Here is a 20,235-nt window from a genome sequence, read left to right as displayed (position 1 = left end):
CCCCTCTGGAATTCCTTACTGTGTATAACAAGTAATACGGCAAAATGTTTGCTAAAGTTTCAATTATTTGCCTCAAACGTATGAAAATCTCTTCATATCTATATTCGACGCCCCAGCAAAAAAGCCTGCACGGCTTGAACCGGCAGGCTTTAAAACCATTTTTATTCCTTGTCAGCTAACGACAGGACAACCCCTATAACGACATCCGATAGATTTCAACGACGTCCTCGCGCTGCAGCTTGCGGAAGTTGCCAAAAGGACCGAAGCGCATCGCTTTATCGGCCATGGACCCGATCTCGCGGTCGTCGATATCGTAATCTCCCAGCGTGCTCGGCGCACCGATGGAAGTCCAGAAGCGGCGGAGCGCCTCGATTCCTTCCAGTCCGGCCGCTTCATCGCTTTTCCCGGCCGAATCAACACCGAATACATTCACGGCAAGCGACTTGAAGCGCTGAGGATCCGCGTTCAGATTATATTTCATCCAGTTCGGGAACAGGATCGCCAGGCCGCCGCCGTGCGGAATGTCGTATACGGCAGATACCGCGTGCTCGATGTTATGGGTTCCCCAGTCGCCGGCCATTCCCATGTTGATCATGCCGTTCAGCGCCATCGTACCGCAGTACATGATCGTCTCGCGGTGTTCATAGTTCTCCAGGTCCTCAACCAGCTTCGGCGCCGTATCGATAACGGTTCGAAGAATCGTTTCGCAGAAGCCGTCCTGCACCGGCGTATTGGTATCTTGGTGGAAGTAGTGCTCCAGTACGTGGGACATGATATCCACGATACCGTACACCGTTTGATCCCGGGGAAGGGAGAAGGTATGCACAGGGTCCAGAATCGAAAATGCGGGATAAGCATGCGGGCTGCCCCAGCCCATCTTCTCTTGGGTCACTTCATTGGTGATGACGGAGCCGCCGTTCATCTCCGATCCCGTTGCGGCCATCGTAAGCACCGTTCCAAGCGGCAGACCCGCTTGCGGTACGGCTTTGCGCTCTACGAAATCCCACATATCTCCGTCATACTTGGCCCCTACGGCAATCGCTTTGGAGCAGTCGAGGACGCTTCCGCCGCCAACGGCCAAAATAAGGTCGATGTGATGCTCCCGGCACAACTCCACTCCTTTATGTACCGTTGACAGGCGCGGGTTCGGTTCCACCCCGGCAAGCTCCGTCACCACCGCATTCGCTTCTTTCAGCAAGGCGATGACCTGATCGTAAAGGCCGCTGCGCTTGATGCTGCCGCCGCCGTACACCAGCAAAACGTTCCGGCCGTATTTGGCCACTTCACCGCTTAAAGCACTCAGCTTGCCCTTGCCAAAAATCAACTGAGTCGGATTATGAAAGACAAAAGGTCTCATGTCACATTACCTCCATCGCATCTGGTTTGCATCTATATTCATTCGTGCGTGCTTTTTCATTCTATACCATTCCCATTATGCAAAACAAACAGCCGTCCTTCTTCAGAAAGATCGGCTGTTTGAATGACGGTCCTAGTTATCGTTAACTTCAAAAAATCATATATCCACCATGAATATCTAAATGCTGTCAGGGACGTATCCCATATGGCTCAGGAATCGCTGAAATGCCTGCTGCCCTTCCGCGGTCTGTTTGTATACCCCGGCATGCTCCAAAATCGTCGTGAATTTGCTGCCGACCTCCCGGCGTACCAGCTGGGTGGCCCCGGCTTTATCGGATGCGGCTATGCCCCGGCCCCGCAGCTCCTCGATCCAGTCGCCGTGGACGGCGAGCGGATGGTCAGCGGCCTGGCTGTCCGCATACAGTGCCTCGTTCCCCGCCAGAATCTCGGCGATCTGATCCAGCTCTTCCTTGAGCCTGCCCGGCAGGATCGCCAGCCCCATCACTTCGATCAAGCCGATGTTTTCCTTCTTGATGTGGAACATCTCCCGATGAGGATGAAAGATCCCTTCCGGATGCTGCTCGTTGGTGCGATTGTTCCGCAGAACCAGATCCATCTCATAGATGCCCTCGTCATTACGGCGGGCAATCGGAGTCACCGTATTATGGCGGACCCGTTCGCCGTCCGCTTCGCTGAAGGCCTCAATGTCTGCCGAAGGGTCGCTGTAGGTTTTCCAGCCCTCGTAAATGCCGTTCGCGCATTCAAGCAGCGAATCCCGATCGCTTGAGGATAGCCGGATCACCGACATCGGCCATTTCACGATGGCAACGGATACCCCCGGATAATCCCCGTGCGTAAACCCGGCCACCTTCGGCGCTTTCTGGATCGGGAAGGTATGCCGCCCCCCCTGGAAATGATCATGTGTGAGAATGGAGCCCCCGACAATCGGAAGATCCGCGTTCGATCCGAGAAAATAATGCGGATAAGCATCAACAAAACTCAAGAGGCGGGCAAGCGTCGCCTTGGTCAGCTTCATCGGCACGTGATCGTGGTGGAACACGATGCAGTGCTCGTTATAGTAAACATACGGCGAGTATTGGAAGAACCATGGCTCACCGTTCAACTCCAGCGGGATAATGCGCAGGTTTTGCCGCGCCGGGTGATTGACCCTGCCTGCATAACCCACGTTCTCCCGGCAGAGCTGGCATTTCGGATAAATCGGCGGAGGCAGCAGTTTGGCCATGGCGATTTCCTTCGGACTCTTCTCCGGCTTGGATAGATTGATCGTAATCTCAATATCGCCGTACGCGCTGGCATGCCGCCAGTATTCGTTTTTGGCTACGCGATCCATCCGAATGTAGTTGGAGTCGATGCACAGGTTGTAAAATTGCCGGGTAGCCTCGATGATCCCCTGCTCCTGCTCTACCGTCCGAAACCGAGCGGTTACTTCCGAAGGTCTTGCCATGAGGCGGCCCATGATTTTGGCGTCCAGCAAATCCCGGTACGTATCGGTATTCTCCGGGATCATGCCATGCGCCGCACCGTAATCGATCAGGATGTCGAGCATAGCCTGGGGCCCATCCGGCATCAGGTCGTTCACTTCGTCGCCGTACGGCTCGCTGAACCCGAAATCCTCCAGCAGCAGGTTGCGACTGTAATCCGCATCCGCTGCCTGGATCAGGCCTTTATGAAGCGCGAATCGCACCAGCATTTCAATGGCATGCAGAACCTGCTTGGATTCGGGAGTACTTGATGTTGCAGCATTCATGTTCATCGTCCCCCTTGGATTAATTGTCGCCGTAACCGTCCGGACGGCTGCTGTGCCACTTCCATGCGCTCTCGATAATCTCCTCCAGCGTCGTTCTGGACGGCGTCCATCCGAGAACCGTGCGCGCTTTGTCCGAAGACGCCACCAATACCGCAGGGTCACCCGCACGGCGGGCTTCCATGACAACCGGAATGTCGGCACCCGTTACCCGCTTCGATGTCTCGATCACTTCCTTGACCGAGAACCCGAGTCCGTTGCCGAGATTGAACACATTGCTGGACTCGCCGCGACGAAGGTATTCAACCGCGCGCAGATGCGCATTCGCCAGATCGCTGACGTGAATGTAATCGCGGACGCACGTGCCATCGGGAGTTGCGTAATCGTCGCCAAACACCGAGATGCTGGCGCGCTGCTTCAAAGCGGTTTGCAGAACGAGCGGAATCAAGTGGCTCTCCGGCCGGTGATCCTCGCCGATCTTGCCGCTGGCATGCGAGCCGGCCGCGTTGAAGTAACGAAGGGAGACATATTTCACCCCGAGCACGGTATCGAACCAGGACATCATCCGTTCCATCATCAGCTTGGTTTCCCCGTACACGTTCGTCGGCTGGGTCCGGTCCGTTTCCTCGATCGGCACCTTCTCGGGCTCACCGTAGGTCGCGGCCGTTGAAGAGAAGACGATCTTTCGAACGCCCGCCTCATTCATGGCTTCCAGCAGGCACAGCGTGCCGTACACGTTGTTATCGTAATATTTCACCGGATCCTTCATGCTCTCGCCGACCAGAGAATTCGCGGCAAAATGGATAACGGCATCAATATCGTTGTCCGAGAACAGCTGCTTCAGCAGCGCCTTGTCGCGCAGATCGCCGACATACAGCTTTCCGCCCAGCAGCGCTTCGCGATGACCCGTCTCCAGGCTGTCGATGACTACAACGTCTTCCCCTTGCTCCAGCAGCTCCGCCACGGTATGTGAACCGATATAACCCGCTCCGCCAGTCACTAAAATAGCCATATTATTCGCCCTCCTTCACTTCATGCACGCCTTGACCTACGCCGCATACGTAGAAGTCCGCCTTCAGTCCCGTTCTGGCCTCATACTGCTGTCCCACTTCCGCGATGAAACGTTCCACCGCGTCCTCGTGCACGAGGGATACCGTGCAGCCGCCAAAGCCGGCTCCCGTCATTCTGGAACCGAGCGTACCCGGAATCCGCTGGGCTTCTTCCACCAGAGCATCCAACTCGTCGCCCGTGACTTCGTACAGATAACGCAAAGAGTCATGGGACTGATTCATGTACTGTCCGAAAACTTCCAGATTTCCCTCTTTCAAAGCCTTCACGGAATCAAGCACGCGCTGGTTCTCCTCAACGACATGCTGGGCGCGTCTTCTGACGGTCTCATCCTGGATGCTATCCCGCAAGGTTGCGAATTGATCCGGATTCAGCTGGGCGAGATACGATAACGCCGGGAGCTCCTTTTGCAAAATTTCCAAAGCGCGGTCACATTCGCTGCGGCGTTCATTATATTTGGAATCGACGAGTCCGCGCCGTTTGTTGGTATTCGAAATCACGATTTTGTATGCTCCGGTCCGGAAAGGCACCAGCTCATACTCCAGCGTATCGCACATTAACAGAATGGCATGATCCTGCTTGCCGTTGGCTACGGCGAATTGATCCATGATGCCGGAGTTGACGCCGACGAACAGGTTTTCCACCCGCTGCGAAAGCTTTGCGATCTCCACCGTATCCGTCTCCTTGCCCTCCATCTTCAAGAAGGCGTAAGCCGTGACCACTTCGATGGACGCCGAGGACGAGAGGCCTGCCCCGTTCGGGATATCCCCGTGGTACAGCAGGTCATAGCCGCTGCTGAGCCCGCAGCCGATTTTATTCAGCTCGGTAATGACGCCGACCGGGTAATCCGTCCATTGATCGATTTTGTAGCCATAATCCTCGTCCAGACTGATCGTTAATTCATAGGGGATATTGGTGGATGAAAAGCTCACCTTGTTATCGTCACGCGGTCGGATAATTAAGGTTGTGCCAAACTCCAGGGCTGCCGGAAGCACATAGCCCCCGTTGTAATCCAGATGCTCCCCGATCAGGTTCACGCGCCCTGGCGCATTAAATATGCGAACCTTATGCTGGCTCTCACCGTGCTTGTCCATAAATCTTTCCATAAGCTGTTGCGTCGTCACTGCCTATCACTCCATCCTGTACATATGGTAGTTTTACTGTCTTCAGTATAATGGAAATCTCGTTAACCGATAATGAAATCTTGTGTGTTACATATGGATTTATGTGACTTATGGAGGTACAATAAATTCATGATCACGAAATCCCTATAGTTCCTCTTTTTCCCAAACTCATTGTAAAGGAAAATGAATGATGAAACCAACCTATTCTGTTGCTTCCAACCCAGCACAGCAAGGCGGCGGCTGGCTCCACGTGCGATTCGCCGGCGAGAGCCAGACCCTTCCGGAGCATGCGTTGGGGCCCAAAATATTCGATCATTACCTCTTGCACATCATCGAATCGGGCCATGGCGTATTTCGGACCGAAACCGACAGATACCAGCTCGGGCCCGGCGATTGCTTCCTGATTCATCCCGGCCAGATTGTCAGCTATGTATCCGATGCGAGCCAGCCGTGGCGTTACCGCTGGGTCGCCTTTGACGGAGAACACGCCGATGAAGAGATATCCCGTTTGGGACTCACGCCCGAAAAGCCTGTTCTCCACCTCGTGGAGAACAACCCCATTCCCGGCTATGTATCCCTCATCCAGGGCCATTTTCAATCCAGGGAAGAAAGCTCTCACATGGCCGCCATCGGTTACCTGCATTTAATCTGGGCCGAGATCATGAATCAGAGCGACCGGCCGTCCCGATTGACGCTGTCAGAACCCCAGGTTCAGCGCACGGTGAAGCAGATGATCAGTTACATGGCTTCCCAATACGCCCATCCCGTCTCGATCGAACAGATGTGTACGAGCCTAGGCTACAACCGCGCATACCTGTCACGGATCTTCAAGCAGGAAACGGGCATGACTCCGATCACGTATCTGCTTAAATTAAGAATCGACCAATCCAAACGGCTGCTGCGCGAACGTCCCGATTTGTCCATCGAGCAGGTTTCCGCATCGGTCGGACTGACCGATCCGCTCTATTTCTCGCGCCAATTCAAGCGGCTCGTCGGCCGATCCCCGTCGCGGTACCGCAAGGACATCATCTCTTCATCCGCGCTTACCTAAAGATTGCGCCCAAGCCATCCCTTGGCAAAAAAAGGAGCGTCCTTCAGGCCGGTTATCATCCTAAAGGCGCTCCTTTTCATGTATCTATTTCAATGCCACCATGTTTTCGCAGTATCTATCCTTCCGAAGAAGATGCATTCTCCGTTTTGAGAATCGCTTCTATGCGATCCAGCTCTTCCTTCGAGAACTCCAGATTGTTCAAGGCAGCCACGTTGTCTTCAATCTGGCTTACTTTGCTAGCTCCGATCAGGGCAGACGTCACCCGGCCGCCGCGCAGAACCCAGGCGAGCGCGAATTGAGCCAGACTCTGGTTCCGGGCTTGGGCGATTTGGTTCAAGGCTCTGATCTTGCGCAGCACCTCAGGCGTGATATTGCTTTCGTTCAGGAACACGGATGCGCTTGCGGCACGGGAATCGACAGGCACGCCGTTCAAATATTTGTTCGTCAAGAGCCCTTGGGCAAGCGGCGTGAATGCGATGCTTCCGACCCCGTTCTCTTCCAGGACGTCAAGCAATCCGTTCTCCACCCAACGGTCCAGCATGGAGTAGCTCGGTTGATGGATGAGCAGCGGGGTACCCAGGCTTTTCAGGATCGATATCGCTTCCCGGGTCTTCTCCGGCGAATAGTTGGAGACTCCGACATACAACGCCTTGCCGGAACGAACGAGATGATCCAGCGCTGCCATGGTTTCCTCGAGCGGCGTTTCCGGATCCATCCGATGATGATAGAAAATATCCACATAGTCCAGGCCCATTCGCTTCAAGCTCTGGTCGAGGCTTGATACCAGATATTTACGCGATCCGAAATCGCCGTAAGGACCGGGCCACATATAATAGCCGGCTTTGGACGAAACGATGATTTCGTCACGATATGCCTTAAGGTCTCTGGAAAGCACTTTACCGAAAGTCTCCTCGGCAGAGCCTGCAGGAGGTCCGTAATTGTTCGCCAGATCGAAGTGGGTGATGCCCAGATCGAAGGAGCGCGTAATCATGTTCCGCCCGTTCTCGTACGTGTCGACGCCACCGAAATTATGCCATAATCCAAGGGAGATCGCGGGAAGTTTCAGCCCGGACCGCCCCACGCGGTTATACTTCATTCCTTCATAGCGGTCTTCGCTAGCCACATAGGTCACTTGCAATCCCTGCCTCTCTAAGTGAATAGGTCCATTGCTAAATTCCATCTTATCGCGTTTGGTCTTCCTTTGACAAGAAAACGATTACAGGGACAGGTACGGCAATACGCCGCCTTTTGTCCCCTCACGTGCTGATCAGTTTATCCACCTGCGTCATGACTTGACCGATCCGATCCGCAATCAGGAGGCCTGCCCGGTGATCGTATGGGGTTGGATCTGCATTCAGCAAAGCTACCTTGCTTCCATGAAAATAGGAGATCAAACTAGCGGCGGGGTGTACCGTCAGGGAAGTCCCCCCAATAATCAACAAGTCGGCCGTCGATATTTCCTGGATCGAGCGCATGATGACGTTCTGGTCCAATTCCTCTTCATACAGCACGACGTCCGGCCGAACCAGCCCTCCGCAATCCTTGCAGCGCGGGACGGTTTCCTTGATGTCCAGAATCTCCTGAAGGCTGTAGAATCGGGAGCAATCCATGCAATAATTGCGGTGCACGGAACCGTGAAGCTCCAGCACCTCGGAACATCCCGCCGACTGATGCAGGCCATCGATATTCTGCGTGATGACCGCCTTTAGCTTCCCGTCATGCTCGAGTCTCGACAATAGGCGGTGACAGCCGTTCGGCTGCGCAAGCGGGTGCAGCATCTTGCTCCGGTAAAAGTCGTAAAACACTTCCGGATGCTGCATAAAAAAAGTATGGCTGAGCATGACCTCCGGCGGATACGGAGACTGGTGCTCGCTCTGGTACAGTCCGGCTGCCGAACGGAAGTCTGGTATTCCGCTCTCGGTGGAGGTACCCGCTCCCCCGAAAAAAACAATGTAGTCGCTCGCTTCGATCCATGTTGCCAACTGCTCGATCTTTTCCCTGTTCTCCACTCTTATACACCTCCGTACAGCCCTTAAAATAACACGTCTACCTGTGCACGTCTAATTCATTATAATCGGATATGACAACATCGGCATCTGTCAGATGCGCCGGCTCCCCTTCATCCGTCATTAAACCTACGGCCAGCGCAGCGCCTGCTTGCTTCGCCATCTGCATATCCGCGTTGCTGTCGCCGATGACGACCGCTTCCTCCGGTTTGATCCCGAGCCGGCGGCAGGCCGCCTCGGTCATTTCGGGGTGCGGCTTGCCATTTCGAACCTGATCTCTTCCCATAATGACCGTAAAGTACGAGCGAAGCCCCATCCATTCCAACTGCTCCACGGCACCTGAGGTTTGATCCGAAGTCACCACTGCCATCTTCACGGAGGCCAAGCTGCATTTTTCCAGGAAATGTTCCAGTCCGGGCATTGGGAATGCCGGCTTTCGCTGACGGACTTCGTACATGGCATTTTTCGTAATCTGATGGACCTGCACAATCGCCTCGTTCCATGGCATCCCGGCTGCGTACAATTGCCAGGCCAGAAGCCCGTTCGTCTCCTCCACGGTGCCCATGGCGAGCGGACCCCGCAGATCATACCCCGATACGCGTCCGCCGGCATCGTGCTTGGTCCCCAGCACCTTCTCTTTCGGCAGCGTAAAGCCGGATCCCATCAGCTCCAGCCGTTCCTCCATGAACTCGAGCACATAATCGGCCCATCCTCCCCACAGCGCCATGAAATGAAGCAGCGTACCGTCTTTATCAAACAAGATCCCTTGGCAGGGAACGGTTCGTCCTTTCAGTTGAACAAACGGCAACGGTTCAAAACCTCCCTATCCTATTCTTGATCATACTCTTATTAAACCATGAAATAAACTCTGATTTAAGCGTTATTGGCGCATGGGATCAAGAAATCGCTCCGACTTGAAAATTTACCAATCTTTAGTCGAATGTTTTGATTCATGACAAATGGACCGTGGTAAGTAACATATACGCATAGCAAATACGACGGTAAAGGAGTGATTTGTTCATGGCCACCAACAGCAATCGAAAGATGACCCGCGAAGAAGCCGGACGTCTTGGCGGCGAAGCCACCGCCAAAAAACACAGCCGCGAATTCTATCAGGAAATCGGCAAAAAAGGCGGCAAAGCGACGTCCAAAAACCATAGCCGCGAGTTTTACCAGGAAATCGGTCAAAAGGGCGGCGAAGCCACCTCGCGGAATCATAATCGCGAATTCTATCAGGAAATTGGCCGCAAAGGCGGCAAGAAATAGCATACCTTTTCAGTAGGAAGCCTGTTCCCGACGAAGGGGGACAGGCTTTTTCTTGGCCGTCACGACAGCCTTCCTTCCATCGCTTCCTATTAATATCATGTAGAAAAACCTACCTTTTTGTGATAGACTCATTTAAAACCTATTCGCTGTTTACAGGTACCCGGCTGCTTTGCCGGAAGACCGCGCTAAAGCGTAACAATTTTATAATAGATCTGGGGGGAAATCGACATCATGACAACCAAAAAAATGCGTTCAGACATGATCAAGAAAGGTTTTGACCGGGCGCCGCACCGCAGCTTGCTGCGTGCAGCAGGCGTTAAGGAAGAGGATTTCGGCAAACCGTTCATCGCCGTGTGCAACTCTTACATCGATATCGTTCCGGGTCACGTGCATCTTCAGGAATTCGGCAAGATCGTGAAGGATGCGATCCGTGAAGCCGGCGGCGTTCCGTTCGAGTTCAACACCATCGGCGTGGATGACGGAATTGCCATGGGACATATCGGCATGCGCTACTCGCTGCCAAGCCGCGAGATCATTGCGGATTCCCTGGAAACCGTTGTATCCGCCCACTGGTTCGACGGCATGGTGTGCATCCCGAACTGCGACAAAATTACGCCAGGCATGCTGATGGGCGCCCTTCGCGTTAACATCCCGACGGTGTTTGTCAGCGGCGGACCGATGAAGGCCGGCGTGGACAGCAAAGGCCGCAAATTGTCCCTGACTTCCGTATTCGAAGGCGTCGGCGCTCACCAGGTCGGCAAAATCAATGACGATGAGCTCCTGGAATTGGAACAATACGGATGTCCAACCTGCGGATCCTGCTCCGGCATGTTCACCGCCAACTCCATGAACTGCCTCGCCGAAGCGCTGGGTCTGGCTCTGCCGGGCAACGGCACCATTCTTGCCATCGCCGAAGAGCGCAGAGAGTTTGTTAAACAATCGGCCAAACAATTGATGGAACTTGTCAAAATGGACCTGAAGCCGCGTGACATCGTAACCCTGGAAGCTATCGACAATGCGTTTGCGCTCGATATGGCGATGGGCGGCTCCACCAACACGGTGCTTCATACATTGGCGCTTGCCCAAGAAGCCGGCCTTGATTACCCGCTGGAGCGGATCAACGAAGTCGCTGACCGCGTTCCTCACATTTCCAAGCTGGCTCCGGCTTCGGATTACTTCATCGAGGATGTGCATTTGGCAGGCGGAGTAAGCGCGGTTCTGCACGAGCTTCTGAAGAAGCCGGGCGCATTGCACGGGGATTGCATTACCGTAACCGGCAAAACGCTGGCCGAGAACGTAGAGGGCTGCGAAATCCAGGATGAGAACGTCATCCATCCGATCGATTCCCCGTATTCCGAGCGCGGCGGACTCGCGGTACTGTACGGCAATCTGGCTCCTGAAGGCTCCATCATCAAAGTCGGTGCGGTCGATCCGTCGGTTGGCGGATACCATAAAGGACCTGCCATCTGCTTTGACTCCCAGGACGAGGCGCTTAGCGGCATTGCCAACGGCAAGGTCAAGGAAGGCCATGTGGTTGTCATTCGATATGAAGGGCCGAAGGGCGGACCGGGCATGCCGGAAATGCTGGCGCCGACCTCGCAGATTGCAGGCATGGGGCTTGGAGCCAAAGTCGGTCTGATCACGGACGGACGCTTCTCCGGCGCTTCCCGCGGCATCAGCATCGGACACATCTCGCCGGAAGCGGCTGAAGGCGGACCTATCGCTTTCGTTGAAGACGGGGATATCATCGAGCTGGACCTGAATAAACGGACGATTCAATTGCTGGACGTTTCCGAAGAGGAAATGGCTGTACGCCGCAGCAAATGGGTTGAGTTCGAACCGAAAGTGAAAACCGGTTACCTTGCCCGCTACTCGAAGCTTGTGACCAACGCCAGCTCTGGCGGCGTATTGAAAATCTAATCCTTAATAAAGCAAAGGGGTTATCCCGCGCAGGCATTTGCAGCAGCCTGCGGGGATAACCCCTTTTTTATAACCAAAACCATCTAAGAGATAATCCATGCATAATGGCGGAAACCATCGATTCGATGAACTACATGCCTTGCGAGACACTGGCAACCGCCAGATCACCCGCATGCTCCTGTTGAACTTCCTGCTGTTCCTCCGATGGAGGCAAAACCTGCGTTTTCTTCTCCGCATAACGTCCGATCAGAACATCCACCGGCATGACGAGCATTTTCGGCTCCATCATCTGGGTGCCCTCCTTCAGGCGGGCCTGCCCTTTCGGGTGAATGACGCTGAGCAGCAGTTTCAGATACAGTCTGGACGAGCTTGCGAACAGCCCCCGAGGCAAATCCATCACATGGAATCCGAATTGCTCGGGGCCACGCGAAATCATGGTTACAGCATACAACCCTTTGATATCCTTAAACTCGGGCCGGTCCAGCACCATGTTCGCTAGAGAAGGCAAATCCTTCTGCACGGCACGAATCATTTTGATGGCAAGCTGCACTTCCGAGCGGGAGCGGCTGCCGATCTCGAACAATTTTTTGTTGTCAAAGTGGAGCTCGAGCACCTGGTCTCCCTTCTCAAGCCGGCTGCCGTCTTCCATCACGACCGTTTTGCCGGTGAAAGCACGCTTTCGGAAATGCAGCATCGGATCCTCCGGATTAACCGTTTCAAGCGCGAACACCGCATGAAATGCTTTTTCCCACAAGAGCCACAACGAGACGATCAACCGCTTGAGAGGAGACAGCTTCTTCGCTTTCGCTTTGCTTTCCTTAGCCATCATGTCGTCGATTCGGATGCTTCTAATTCCCTTCTGCTCTGCGACTTTCAGTACGCGTTCCAAGGCAATCAGCATTTGCTCCGGCGCATCGGGGTTCGCTCCCATCGTCGTACCGCAGTCATGGAGGAGCATAACCTCGCCGCCGTTCAGCTTGGCCAGCATACGCTGAGTCAGCTTGTCAGCGCCGATCTTGCTTCGCCAATCATTAAACATCGAGGACCATAAGATGATGCGGCAGCCGGTATTCTTGGCAAAATCGAATAGATTCACGATTCCCCAAGGCGGTCTGTAATATCTCGAGCGCTCGCCGGTTATGGCGTAGATGATATCGTCCGTGCGTTTGACTTGCTTGCGGACGGTCACGGGTCGCATTAACCAATTGCTCTTGTGAACATAGTTGTGAATCCCGATCAGATGACCCTCGCTATGAATGCGTTTGACGACCTCCGGATGCTTCTCGGCATGGGAACCGACCAGAAAAAAAGTCGCTTTCATATTATACCGCTTCAATAGATCCAGCAGTCTTGGTGTATAGAACGGATCAGGACCATCATCAAAGGTTAAGGCGAAGTCTTCCAAGCCTGTTCCCCTGCGAAATACTCGAAATCCGAATATCCGGGTCAGGATGCCGGGAATGAATGCATAAAAAGATGAAAGGTAAAACAACCATAGCAGTAACGTTTGCATGCTAACTCCCCGCTTTTTATTTCTTTTTCTAATGAAAGACACTATTATTATTTTATCATAGCACTTAAAGAAATAGGCTTTTTTTTCGCAAATCGTGTACAATGATATCTATCAATAAAGTATAAAGGAGCCGATATCCCACTATGCTTCCCTTGTATAAAAAATATTGGAGAACCGCCTTCGATATAGGTTTAATCGTGCTTACGGTTTACTTGATCATGCTCATATTCAGCAAGCTTTACCAGATTGCGGCTCCGGTGTTTTTATCTTTCCTCGTTTTCCTGATAATTGAGCCTTTCTCCAAATTCCTGCACCGCAGGGGGCTTCCGAAGCCCTTCGCCGCCGCGATATCCGTTCTGCTCTTCCTGCTCGTCATCCTTGGCATCCTGTTTGGAGCCGGAGCGCTCATCGTATCGCAATTCATGAACCTGCAGGACAATTTGCCGGCTTACACCCAAACGATCCAGAAACATTTCTCGGAAACCCTGATGTTCCTGCAGACGAAGCTCGACGCGCTGCCGCCGGATCTGACGGACCGCCTGAACGGTTACTTCCAAGACATTACCACCTTTGCCCAGGGCGCTGCCGAGTCGTTCTTCCGTTACATCGTTGGATTCATGGGGTCGTTCTCCTCGTTCATCGCGAATTTCGGGGTTGCGATTATCCTCGCTTTCTTCCTGAGCACGGAAATCGGCAGCTGGCGGAGAATCGCCAAGGACAAGACGCCGAAGACGCTTAAGACGGCTTTCGTTTTCCTGAAGGACAATGTATTCAAGGCAATCGGCTCTTATATTAAAGCCCAGATGAAGCTGGTCAGCATCACCTTTGTCATTGTATACATAGGACTCTTGATATTAGGTACGGGCAATTCCCTGTCCGTCGCGCTTATCTGCGCCGTATTCGATGTATTGCCACTGCTTGGGGTTCCCGTTATTCTTATTCCGTGGATCACCTATTTGTTCATTGTAGGCAACACCGGGCTTGCAATCGGCTTGATCGTTCTGCTTGCCGTTGTGGTCATTTCCAGACAGCTGCTTGAGCCTAAAATTACGGGAAACTCGATCGGCGTATCCTCCGCCTTTCTGATGCTGTCCTTTATGATGATCTCCCTGTCGATATTTGGGGTTGCCGGTTTGATTCTGGCTCCCATCCTGCTGATTCTCATCAAGGAATTGCTTGCGCAGGGATATCTGAAGCAGTGGATCCATCTGCCGAGCGAAGAATTCGATGTGTCCCCTTGGGATATGTCCCGCTCTTACGCGGAGCCGGAGCCCGCTTCAACCGAGGCCAAGAAATCGGAGACCTGACCGAAAATTTCGGTTGCCTGATTGCTGCTGTTCGTGCTCCGATTCTCCACCAATACTGCCACCGCATAACGTGGCTTCTCCACCGGGCCGTACCCGACAAACCACTGATTGTTTCGGGCGCGGCCCTTTACTTTGACCTGAGCGGTTCCCGATTTGCCTGCAAGGGTCCATTTGCGATGATTCAAAGCGCTTCCTGTTCCCTCTTGAACGACATCCTCCATCCATTCGAGCAGGATCGAAGAGGTTTCCCGGGAAATACCGTTTCCTGCTGGGCCTTCGTACAGCGGATTCGTATCCTGAAGCAACTGGCCGTTCGCGTACCGAATCTGCTTCACAATACGCGGCTTGGTCTTCACCCCGCCATGAAGCAGCGTCACCATCGCATTAGCGGCTTGGAGCGGAGATACGGCAGCGTCTCTTTGGCCTATGCCTGTCTGCACTCTTACGCCTGCATCGGAGGCATCTGCGGAGCCGGAAAAGACCGTCCCCTTCTCTTCATGATCCAACGGTGCAAATGAGCGAAGCCCTAAAAACTGCTGTGATTGCCAGCCTACGCTTTGACCAAAGCCCAGCGCGGATGCCGCTGAGGTCATTTGCTGTGGGGTTAATCTTTCCGCAAGCGTGGCAAATACGACGTTGCAGGATTCCGCAAAGCCCTCGCGCAGATCAATCGTTCCATGCCCGCCCTTTTTCCAGCAGGACAATCCGAACTTGCCGAATTCCCCATCGCAATGAAAATGTTCGTTTGGCGAGCTGAGACCATTCTCCAAAATGGCCGCTGCCGTGACAAGTTTGAACACGGAGCCTGGCGTGGCCGCTTTCAATCCGCGATTCTCCCACTGACCGTCTTTCGGATGTATCTGCTCCGGATTGTAAAACGGTCTGGATACCATCGCCACGATATCGGCATTGCGTGCATCCAGCACGACAACCGCCCCTTCTTTCATGCCCGCTTTTTCCGTGATGGTCTCGATCCCCCGCTGAATATCGATATCGATCGTTGTGGATACCCGTAACGGATAGTACCGATTGTCCGGCGCCTTCACCATCGGCTTCATATCCTGAATCACTTCATTCGTGCTGTTTACCGGAAAATAGACGACCGTAGGTCCTTCACCCCGGATCAGCGAATCCATCGTCTTCTCCAGGCCGCTGGTTCCCGAAATTTCCGGATAATCCTGAAAGAACAGGCTTTCCTTACGCTGGCCGGATACAAAACCAAGCCACTGCATGCCCGATTGGCGATTACCGTACCGCTGCTCATAAGGAAGAACCTTGAGTTTGGGGAGCTCAAGCTCGCGAATCTGCTTGATCTGCTCCTTGGACAAGGAACGCGGAATGCGGGAATCCGCTCCATGCCATAGCTGCGGCTCCTTTAGCTTGCCCCAGATTTGCAGCAACTGATTCGTGTCCGTTCCCAAGATGCGGGCCAGCTTGGCAACCTGATGATGGGCGCTCCTCAGCTCCTTCTCGCCGGCCGGAAACAATACGGCTGTCCAGATCAAATTGCCTGTGAGCGGTTTTCCGTTGCGATCCGTAAAATGTCCGCGGCCCGAATCCAGCACGATGCCCCGTTCCCGCTGGATAAGCGATGCCTCAACCATTGTATGCCGGCTTCCGGGGACCCGTTGATGCTTCATCACGAGCTGCACCCAGGCAAGGCGCATCGTCAAAATAGCAATCAATATCGTCAAAATCAGCCATCCGTATGTAATTCGTTTATTGCGGATTAGCCTCATGGTTCCGCTCCTCCAATTGAGTCTTTGTTTCCTCATTATTTCCATATGGAACCTGACTCAATCATGTTCGCTTCTCTCTGCACCATCATCCGGTTTCTCCGGCTGCTTCCAGGGCGGATCCCCGTATTTGTGCAGATACCGGTTCGTTTGGAATAAGGTCAACGGTACGAGGATGAGCAGCAGTATACCAATCACGACAAGCGGATTTAACAAAATATCGTAGCGAAGATCCATGAATTCCATCAACCTTCCTTCCTTATTCCGTCCCGGTAATGGTTCCAATGGTTCGGACTCTCGCGTCTGCGTGCACATGGATCTTGCATTGCGAAAAAATGTTTTGACCTCGGTCCCAGTCGTCCTTGTAACGGTTCCAAGTTTCGTACTCCTGCTCTTGGCATTTCTTCCAGAAGCCCAAAAAGTCCGATTTATAATCGTTCTGGGCCTTTTGAATAACATCCATTGCGATTTCCTTGATCCGTTCCTCCGCCTTGCGTTTGATCTCCCCGTTTAGTTCGCGAACGATTTCGCTCTCTTCCAGCTCAGCTTCCCCAATATTGCCTCTGACCGAAATTTCAACGTCAAACTCGGGACGTCCGCGATCGTCCAGATGGACTCGAATGATCCGGTTGAATTCCCTGACTTCAAAAACGAGCTGTTTGCCGTGAACGACCAGTTCCAGGGATGCGGTTTTTACCGTTCCCTGCATCATGTTCCGGCCCGTGGTTTCATCGTTGTCCAGGAATCCTATGAACCTGTAGTTCTCGCCGTTAAACACAGCCGCGCCGCTGGTGGATACTCTGTCGTCTTGCGTGATCGATACCCGGGGCAGCGCATAACTCGACTTGGACAACAGGAAATGATGCAGTTCCCCCATATTCGTTGGAGGCGTGATGGATTCGCTTTTGTCCTTATTTTCTTGCGTCGAACGAATGTACTGCACAGGCAAGGTTTCAATCTTTGAATGGATCTCCAGGATCTTGCTTGCCTCTCCCTCAGCGACCATAATATTGGAAGCTCGCCGGTTCTCCGGATCCCGGACAAACAAATCCAGTACATCGCCTATGTGCTCCGTTCCGGCCAGCGCTTCAGAGATAATGATCACTTGATTATGGGCCAGGTAAGGAGAGCGGCTGATCTCATTCGACATCTTCCGCGCGGCTTTAAATACGCTGCTCGCGGTCGAGGACAGATTGATAAAAGGGCTCCCTCCCTCACTCTTTTGGCCGCTGGAGCCTTTCATCTGCGTAGGCACGACAATTTGAAACGTAAGCTTAATTTGTCCTTCCTCTGCCGCGTCAAGAGCCGTGCCGACTACAAATCCGCGCTCCTCGATTTCGATGCGGTCCCAGCAGCCGGCTGTCGGCCATAACAGCATGAGCGCCAATAACATCCTGAGTTTTCTAGCCATCCCCCTTCACCCCCCGAACTTTAGCGATCAAGAGCAGCAGTGCCGGAAGCACCCATGCGAATCCGACCCCCATATAACTGATCCATTCGGCAAATACGTTGAGTTCTCGGAGCGAGCTCGGCAATAAACCGAGGATGAACAGGATCGGGGCCAGAACAAGGATCATCGTAAATCTTTGATGTTTAGGGAATACGGATTCCAGCGCCAATAATGCCACGTCAAACGCCATCGCATTCGTGCTGAACAACGTCATCAGCCAGATGACAAAAAAGAAAAATTCAAACCGTTCGAATATCCCTCCCGGGACTTCAACCTCTTTGGCCAATTCGGCTAACGGATACAGCGTATTGGAGACCACCACCGGTCCAAAAACGCCAATGACAAACACAAAAACAACAAAGTATATGCAGATCGGTATCATCAACCCGCGTAAAATAGATCCTGGAAGCTTACTTTTCCTAGCGACATAGATGTTGTAGAACAGCATGATCTCAAGTCCTAGATAGGAGAATACCGTATCCTTCGAAGAGGCAACGATTCTTCTCCAATCGGTTTTAAACACAGGCAGCAGAAAGTGCATGTTTAAGCTTCCAAGATTCAAGAGGACGATCAGCAGCAAAATCGTGACAACGATGGGAAAGAAAATCAGGTTCAAACGCACCAAAGCGATGCTTGGCCCGGCAACGGCATAGATTAATACCAGCAAGTAAACCAGCCCGATGATTTCCTCCGGCGTGTTATCGAATAAATACAGCCTCGTTATCGTGGAAACACCGCGCACTTGGTAACTAACAAATAACAGAAAGTAAAGACTCATTAACAGCGTCAGCACATGGGCTGCTTTTCGGCTCAAAATCATCGAGGCCATTGCATGATAGTTTTTACCGGGAAACCTCGAAGCCAATACGCCGATGGCCCAAGCAAATACAAATGCGATCATGCCGCCGAGAACGATCGGCATCCAGCCATCCGAGAACTGGGTCTTCTTCGCAATCGTATGGGGGAGCGTGAGGATTCCGAGTCCAATCATCATATTGCTGACAGAGTAGACAATCTCTTTTCTTCCGATCGTTTGACTGCTTCGTTGGTTAATGTTCATTACGAATCACCGCTTTTTTGCCCGATGGATATCCTGGGGCTTCATAAATAAAGGTCTGAGCGTAAGCCAAGTCACCGGCACGCGGATAAACATATCCTTCCAATCGTGCTGAACAGAGGGGGCAATGGGACTCAGATAAGGGATTCCGAAACTATGCAGCCTCATCAAGTGGATACAGATCATGATAAAGGTCAGCACGATCCCATACAGTCCCAGAAAGCTTGCAGCAATCATGATCGCAAAGCGGAGCATTCGAAAAGAAATGCCTGCGCTGTAAGACGGAATGGCAAAGGAGGATATTGCTGTCAGTGCCACGATGATGACCATAATCGGGCTCACGATCCCCGCCTGAACCGCAGCCTCCCCGATCACAAGTCCTCCGACAATACCGATCGTTTGACCTATCGGTTTCGGCAGGCGAATTCCCGCTTCGCGCAGCAATTCCAGTGTAACTTCCATCAGTAAGGCTTCGATCACTGCAGGAAAGGGCACCCCTTCCCGTGAAGCAGCAATCGAAAATACGAGCTTAAACGGGATCATGCCGGGATGGAAAGACAGGATGGCAATATACAGCGCGGGAAGAAACAAGGTAATTCCGATGGCCACAAGACGCAGCAAACGTATCAGCGAGCCAATGCTCCATCGTTCGTAATAATCCTCCGGGGAATGTAACAGGGAAATGAAAGTAAACGGAAGCAGAAGCACAAAAGGGGTACCGTCCAGCAAAATCGCTACTTTTCCCTGCAGCAGGGCGGAAGTGACCTTATCCGGTCGCTCGGTATTGAGGATCTGGGGAAACGGCGATAAAAAGCTGTCCTCGATCCATTGCTCCACCATTCCGGATTCAGGGGCATAGTCGAGATCCAGCGACTTCAGCCGGCGGTTGACTTCTTCGATCAGCTCCGGATTCGTCAATCCTTTAATATAGACGACCACAAGCGACTGGTTCGATCGCCTGCCGATGGTATGGGGGTCGATCGTCAAATTGGGCTCGCGAATATGTCTTCGCAGCAGGGAGATGTTGGTGTAGATGCTTTCCGTAAATCCTACTCTCGGGCCGCGGACCAGCGCTTCGGTTTGAGGTTCCTCAATGCTCCGTCCCGGCCATTTGCGGGTTTTGATCAGCAGGACCTCATCCGTACCCTCCAGCATAAGAATCGTATCGCCCGAAAGAATGACCGGAATGACTTCATCCCAGCGCCTCGTTCGGTTGGTGATCTGCAGGGATATCATCCGATTCTCGATTTCATGGAGAACATGCCGCACATCCTTCATGGATGACGCGTATTGCTCCGGGTTATGCTGAATCGGCTGGATAATCTGCTCCTTAATCAACAACTGATCGGATAATCCTTCCAAGCTGACAATGGCTGAGGTATATGAAACGCCCCCAACCTGAAGCACTTTGGTGGTGAGGTCGCTGGGGTCATTGAGCAACAGACTCAATGTTTCCAGGTTTTCCTTTAGGTGCGTTGACAGGAATTCAGGCGTTTGGCCAGGCTGCTTCGTCTTCATGTGACCTCGACTCCTTCAACCATATTCTCCGTTATGATACCCTCTGAAATCCATTTTTATCCGTAACAGAAAAAAGGCTGCTCCTACCCGCTTAACGG

16 protein-coding genes and 1 pseudogene are annotated in these 20,235 nt (G+C 52.9%); 4 read left to right on the top strand and 13 right to left on the bottom strand.

From position 1 onward, the window contains the following. Nucleotides 1-193: 193 nt before the first annotated feature. The 4 genes from GYMC10_RS08130 to GYMC10_RS08115 all read right to left on the bottom strand — a co-directional run bounded on the left by GYMC10_RS08130 (nucleotide 194) and on the right by GYMC10_RS08115 (nucleotide 5,313). Entirely contained in the window at nucleotides 194-1,357 is a 1,164-nt protein-coding gene (locus GYMC10_RS08130) for an iron-containing alcohol dehydrogenase (protein ID WP_015734080.1), read from the bottom strand. A gap of 177 nt (nucleotides 1,358-1,534) precedes the next feature. After that, a complete protein-coding gene (locus GYMC10_RS08125; protein WP_015734079.1) occupies nucleotides 1,535-3,124 on the bottom strand; it encodes a UDP-glucose--hexose-1-phosphate uridylyltransferase in 1,590 nt (529 codons plus the stop codon). Between the two features lie 19 nt (nucleotides 3,125-3,143). Next, nucleotides 3,144-4,133, bottom strand: a complete 990-nt coding sequence (gene galE, locus GYMC10_RS08120; RefSeq protein WP_015734078.1) for a UDP-glucose 4-epimerase GalE — start codon at nucleotides 4,131-4,133, stop codon at nucleotides 3,144-3,146. 1 nt (nucleotide 4,134) lies between these two features. Next, complete coding sequence (locus tag GYMC10_RS08115) at nucleotides 4,135-5,313, bottom strand: galactokinase (RefSeq protein ID WP_015734077.1); 1,179 nt, start codon at nucleotides 5,311-5,313, stop codon at nucleotides 4,135-4,137. Nucleotides 5,314-5,500: 187 nt separating this feature from the next. Between GYMC10_RS08115 and GYMC10_RS08110 the strand changes: the two genes are divergently transcribed. Continuing rightward, nucleotides 5,501-6,364, top strand: a complete 864-nt coding sequence (locus tag GYMC10_RS08110) for an AraC family transcriptional regulator (RefSeq protein ID WP_015734076.1) — start codon at nucleotides 5,501-5,503, stop codon at nucleotides 6,362-6,364. Nucleotides 6,365-6,479: 115 nt separating this feature from the next. Here GYMC10_RS08110 and mgrA read toward each other — a convergent pair whose 3' ends face one another. From mgrA to GYMC10_RS08095, 3 genes are all read right to left on the bottom strand, one after another. After that, on the bottom strand, nucleotides 6,480-7,496 hold the full coding sequence (gene mgrA / locus GYMC10_RS08105) for an L-glyceraldehyde 3-phosphate reductase (RefSeq protein WP_041622123.1): 1,017 nt from the start codon (nucleotides 7,494-7,496) through the stop codon (nucleotides 6,480-6,482). A 124-nt stretch (nucleotides 7,497-7,620) separates the two neighbouring features. Next, nucleotides 7,621-8,373 (bottom strand): NAD-dependent protein deacylase, encoded by a 753-nt coding sequence (locus GYMC10_RS08100; RefSeq protein WP_015734074.1) that lies wholly within the window; start codon nucleotides 8,371-8,373, stop codon nucleotides 7,621-7,623. A 37-nt stretch (nucleotides 8,374-8,410) separates the two neighbouring features. Next, complete coding sequence (locus tag GYMC10_RS08095; protein WP_015734073.1) at nucleotides 8,411-9,178, bottom strand: HAD family hydrolase; 768 nt, start codon at nucleotides 9,176-9,178, stop codon at nucleotides 8,411-8,413. A gap of 212 nt (nucleotides 9,179-9,390) precedes the next feature. On the opposite strand from GYMC10_RS08095, the pseudogene GYMC10_RS08090 reads away from it, so the two are divergent. Continuing rightward, nucleotides 9,391-9,630, top strand: a pseudogene (locus tag GYMC10_RS08090) (KGG domain-containing protein); the annotation flags it as partial. A 237-nt stretch (nucleotides 9,631-9,867) separates the two neighbouring features. Next, nucleotides 9,868-11,556: a dihydroxy-acid dehydratase gene (gene ilvD / locus GYMC10_RS08085; protein WP_015734072.1), complete on the top strand. Its 1,689-nt coding sequence runs from the start codon at nucleotides 9,868-9,870 to the stop codon at nucleotides 11,554-11,556. Between the two features lie 130 nt (nucleotides 11,557-11,686). On the opposite strand, the gene GYMC10_RS08080 is transcribed toward ilvD, so the two are convergent. Then, nucleotides 11,687-13,069 carry a polysaccharide deacetylase family protein gene (locus tag GYMC10_RS08080; protein ID WP_015734071.1) on the bottom strand — a complete coding sequence of 461 codons (1,383 nt, stop codon included), beginning with the start codon at nucleotides 13,067-13,069 and terminating at the stop codon, nucleotides 11,687-11,689. A 143-nt stretch (nucleotides 13,070-13,212) separates the two neighbouring features. On the opposite strand from GYMC10_RS08080, the gene GYMC10_RS08075 reads away from it, so the two are divergent. Continuing rightward, nucleotides 13,213-14,376 carry an AI-2E family transporter gene (locus tag GYMC10_RS08075; protein ID WP_015734070.1) on the top strand — a complete coding sequence of 388 codons (1,164 nt, stop codon included), beginning with the start codon at nucleotides 13,213-13,215 and terminating at the stop codon, nucleotides 14,374-14,376. Here GYMC10_RS08075 and GYMC10_RS08070 read toward each other — a convergent pair. From GYMC10_RS08070 to GYMC10_RS08050, 5 genes are read right to left on the bottom strand one after another with little or no spacing between them, the layout of a single operon-like run. Continuing rightward, a complete protein-coding gene (locus GYMC10_RS08070) occupies nucleotides 14,325-16,115 on the bottom strand; it encodes a peptidoglycan D,D-transpeptidase FtsI family protein (protein WP_015734069.1) in 1,791 nt (596 codons plus the stop codon). The genes GYMC10_RS08075 and GYMC10_RS08070 overlap by 52 nt on opposite strands. A 57-nt stretch (nucleotides 16,116-16,172) precedes the next feature. Beyond that, nucleotides 16,173-16,358 (bottom strand): hypothetical protein, encoded by a 186-nt coding sequence (locus GYMC10_RS08065; RefSeq protein ID WP_015734068.1) that lies wholly within the window; start codon nucleotides 16,356-16,358, stop codon nucleotides 16,173-16,175. A 13-nt stretch (nucleotides 16,359-16,371) separates the two neighbouring features. Continuing rightward, a complete protein-coding gene (locus GYMC10_RS08060) occupies nucleotides 16,372-17,523 on the bottom strand; it encodes a Ger(x)C family spore germination protein (protein ID WP_015734067.1) in 1,152 nt (383 codons plus the stop codon). After that, entirely contained in the window at nucleotides 17,516-18,622 is a 1,107-nt protein-coding gene (locus GYMC10_RS08055; RefSeq protein WP_015734066.1) for an endospore germination permease, read from the bottom strand. The genes GYMC10_RS08060 and GYMC10_RS08055 overlap by 8 nt, the downstream gene beginning before the upstream one ends. Nucleotides 18,623-18,628: 6 nt before the next feature. Then, the gene (locus GYMC10_RS08050) at nucleotides 18,629-20,137 is read right to left on the bottom strand and encodes a spore germination protein (RefSeq protein ID WP_015734065.1); all 1,509 of its coding nucleotides are present in this window, start codon (nucleotides 20,135-20,137) and stop codon (nucleotides 18,629-18,631) included. Nucleotides 20,138-20,235: the final 98 nt, after the last annotated feature.

The sequence above is a fragment of the Paenibacillus sp. Y412MC10 genome, from assembly GCF_000024685.1.
GTDB lineage: Bacteria > Bacillota > Bacilli > Paenibacillales > Paenibacillaceae > Paenibacillus_AQ > Paenibacillus_AQ lautus_A.
Note: the sequence above shows the minus strand (reverse complement) of the source record. Positions and strands in the feature narration are given on the sequence as shown.

Bases quoted from the DNA above. Each gene is read 5' to 3' on its own strand.
- GYMC10_RS08050 (WP_015734065.1), bottom strand. From the start codon at position 20,137: ATGAAGACGAAGCAGCCTGGCCAAACGCCTGAATTCCTGTCAACGCAC.
- ilvD (WP_015734072.1), top strand. From the start codon at position 9,868: ATGACAACCAAAAAAATGCGTTCAGACATGATCAAGAAAGGTTTTGAC.
- GYMC10_RS08070 (WP_015734069.1), bottom strand. From the start codon at position 16,115: ATGAGGCTAATCCGCAATAAACGAATTACATACGGATGGCTGATTTTG.
- GYMC10_RS08065 (WP_015734068.1), bottom strand. From the start codon at position 16,358: ATGGAATTCATGGATCTTCGCTACGATATTTTGTTAAATCCGCTTGTC.
- GYMC10_RS08060 (WP_015734067.1), bottom strand. From the start codon at position 17,523: ATGGCTAGAAAACTCAGGATGTTATTGGCGCTCATGCTGTTATGGCCG.
- GYMC10_RS08110 (WP_015734076.1), top strand. From the start codon at position 5,501: ATGATGAAACCAACCTATTCTGTTGCTTCCAACCCAGCACAGCAAGGC.
- GYMC10_RS08130 (WP_015734080.1), bottom strand. From the start codon at position 1,357: ATGAGACCTTTTGTCTTTCATAATCCGACTCAGTTGATTTTTGGCAAG.
- GYMC10_RS08080 (WP_015734071.1), bottom strand. From the start codon at position 13,069: ATGCAAACGTTACTGCTATGGTTGTTTTACCTTTCATCTTTTTATGCA.
- GYMC10_RS08075 (WP_015734070.1), top strand. From the start codon at position 13,213: ATGCTTCCCTTGTATAAAAAATATTGGAGAACCGCCTTCGATATAGGT.
- GYMC10_RS08125 (WP_015734079.1), bottom strand. From the start codon at position 3,124: ATGAATGCTGCAACATCAAGTACTCCCGAATCCAAGCAGGTTCTGCAT.
- GYMC10_RS08055 (WP_015734066.1), bottom strand. From the start codon at position 18,622: ATGAACATTAACCAACGAAGCAGTCAAACGATCGGAAGAAAAGAGATT.
- galE (WP_015734078.1), bottom strand. From the start codon at position 4,133: ATGGCTATTTTAGTGACTGGCGGAGCGGGTTATATCGGTTCACATACC.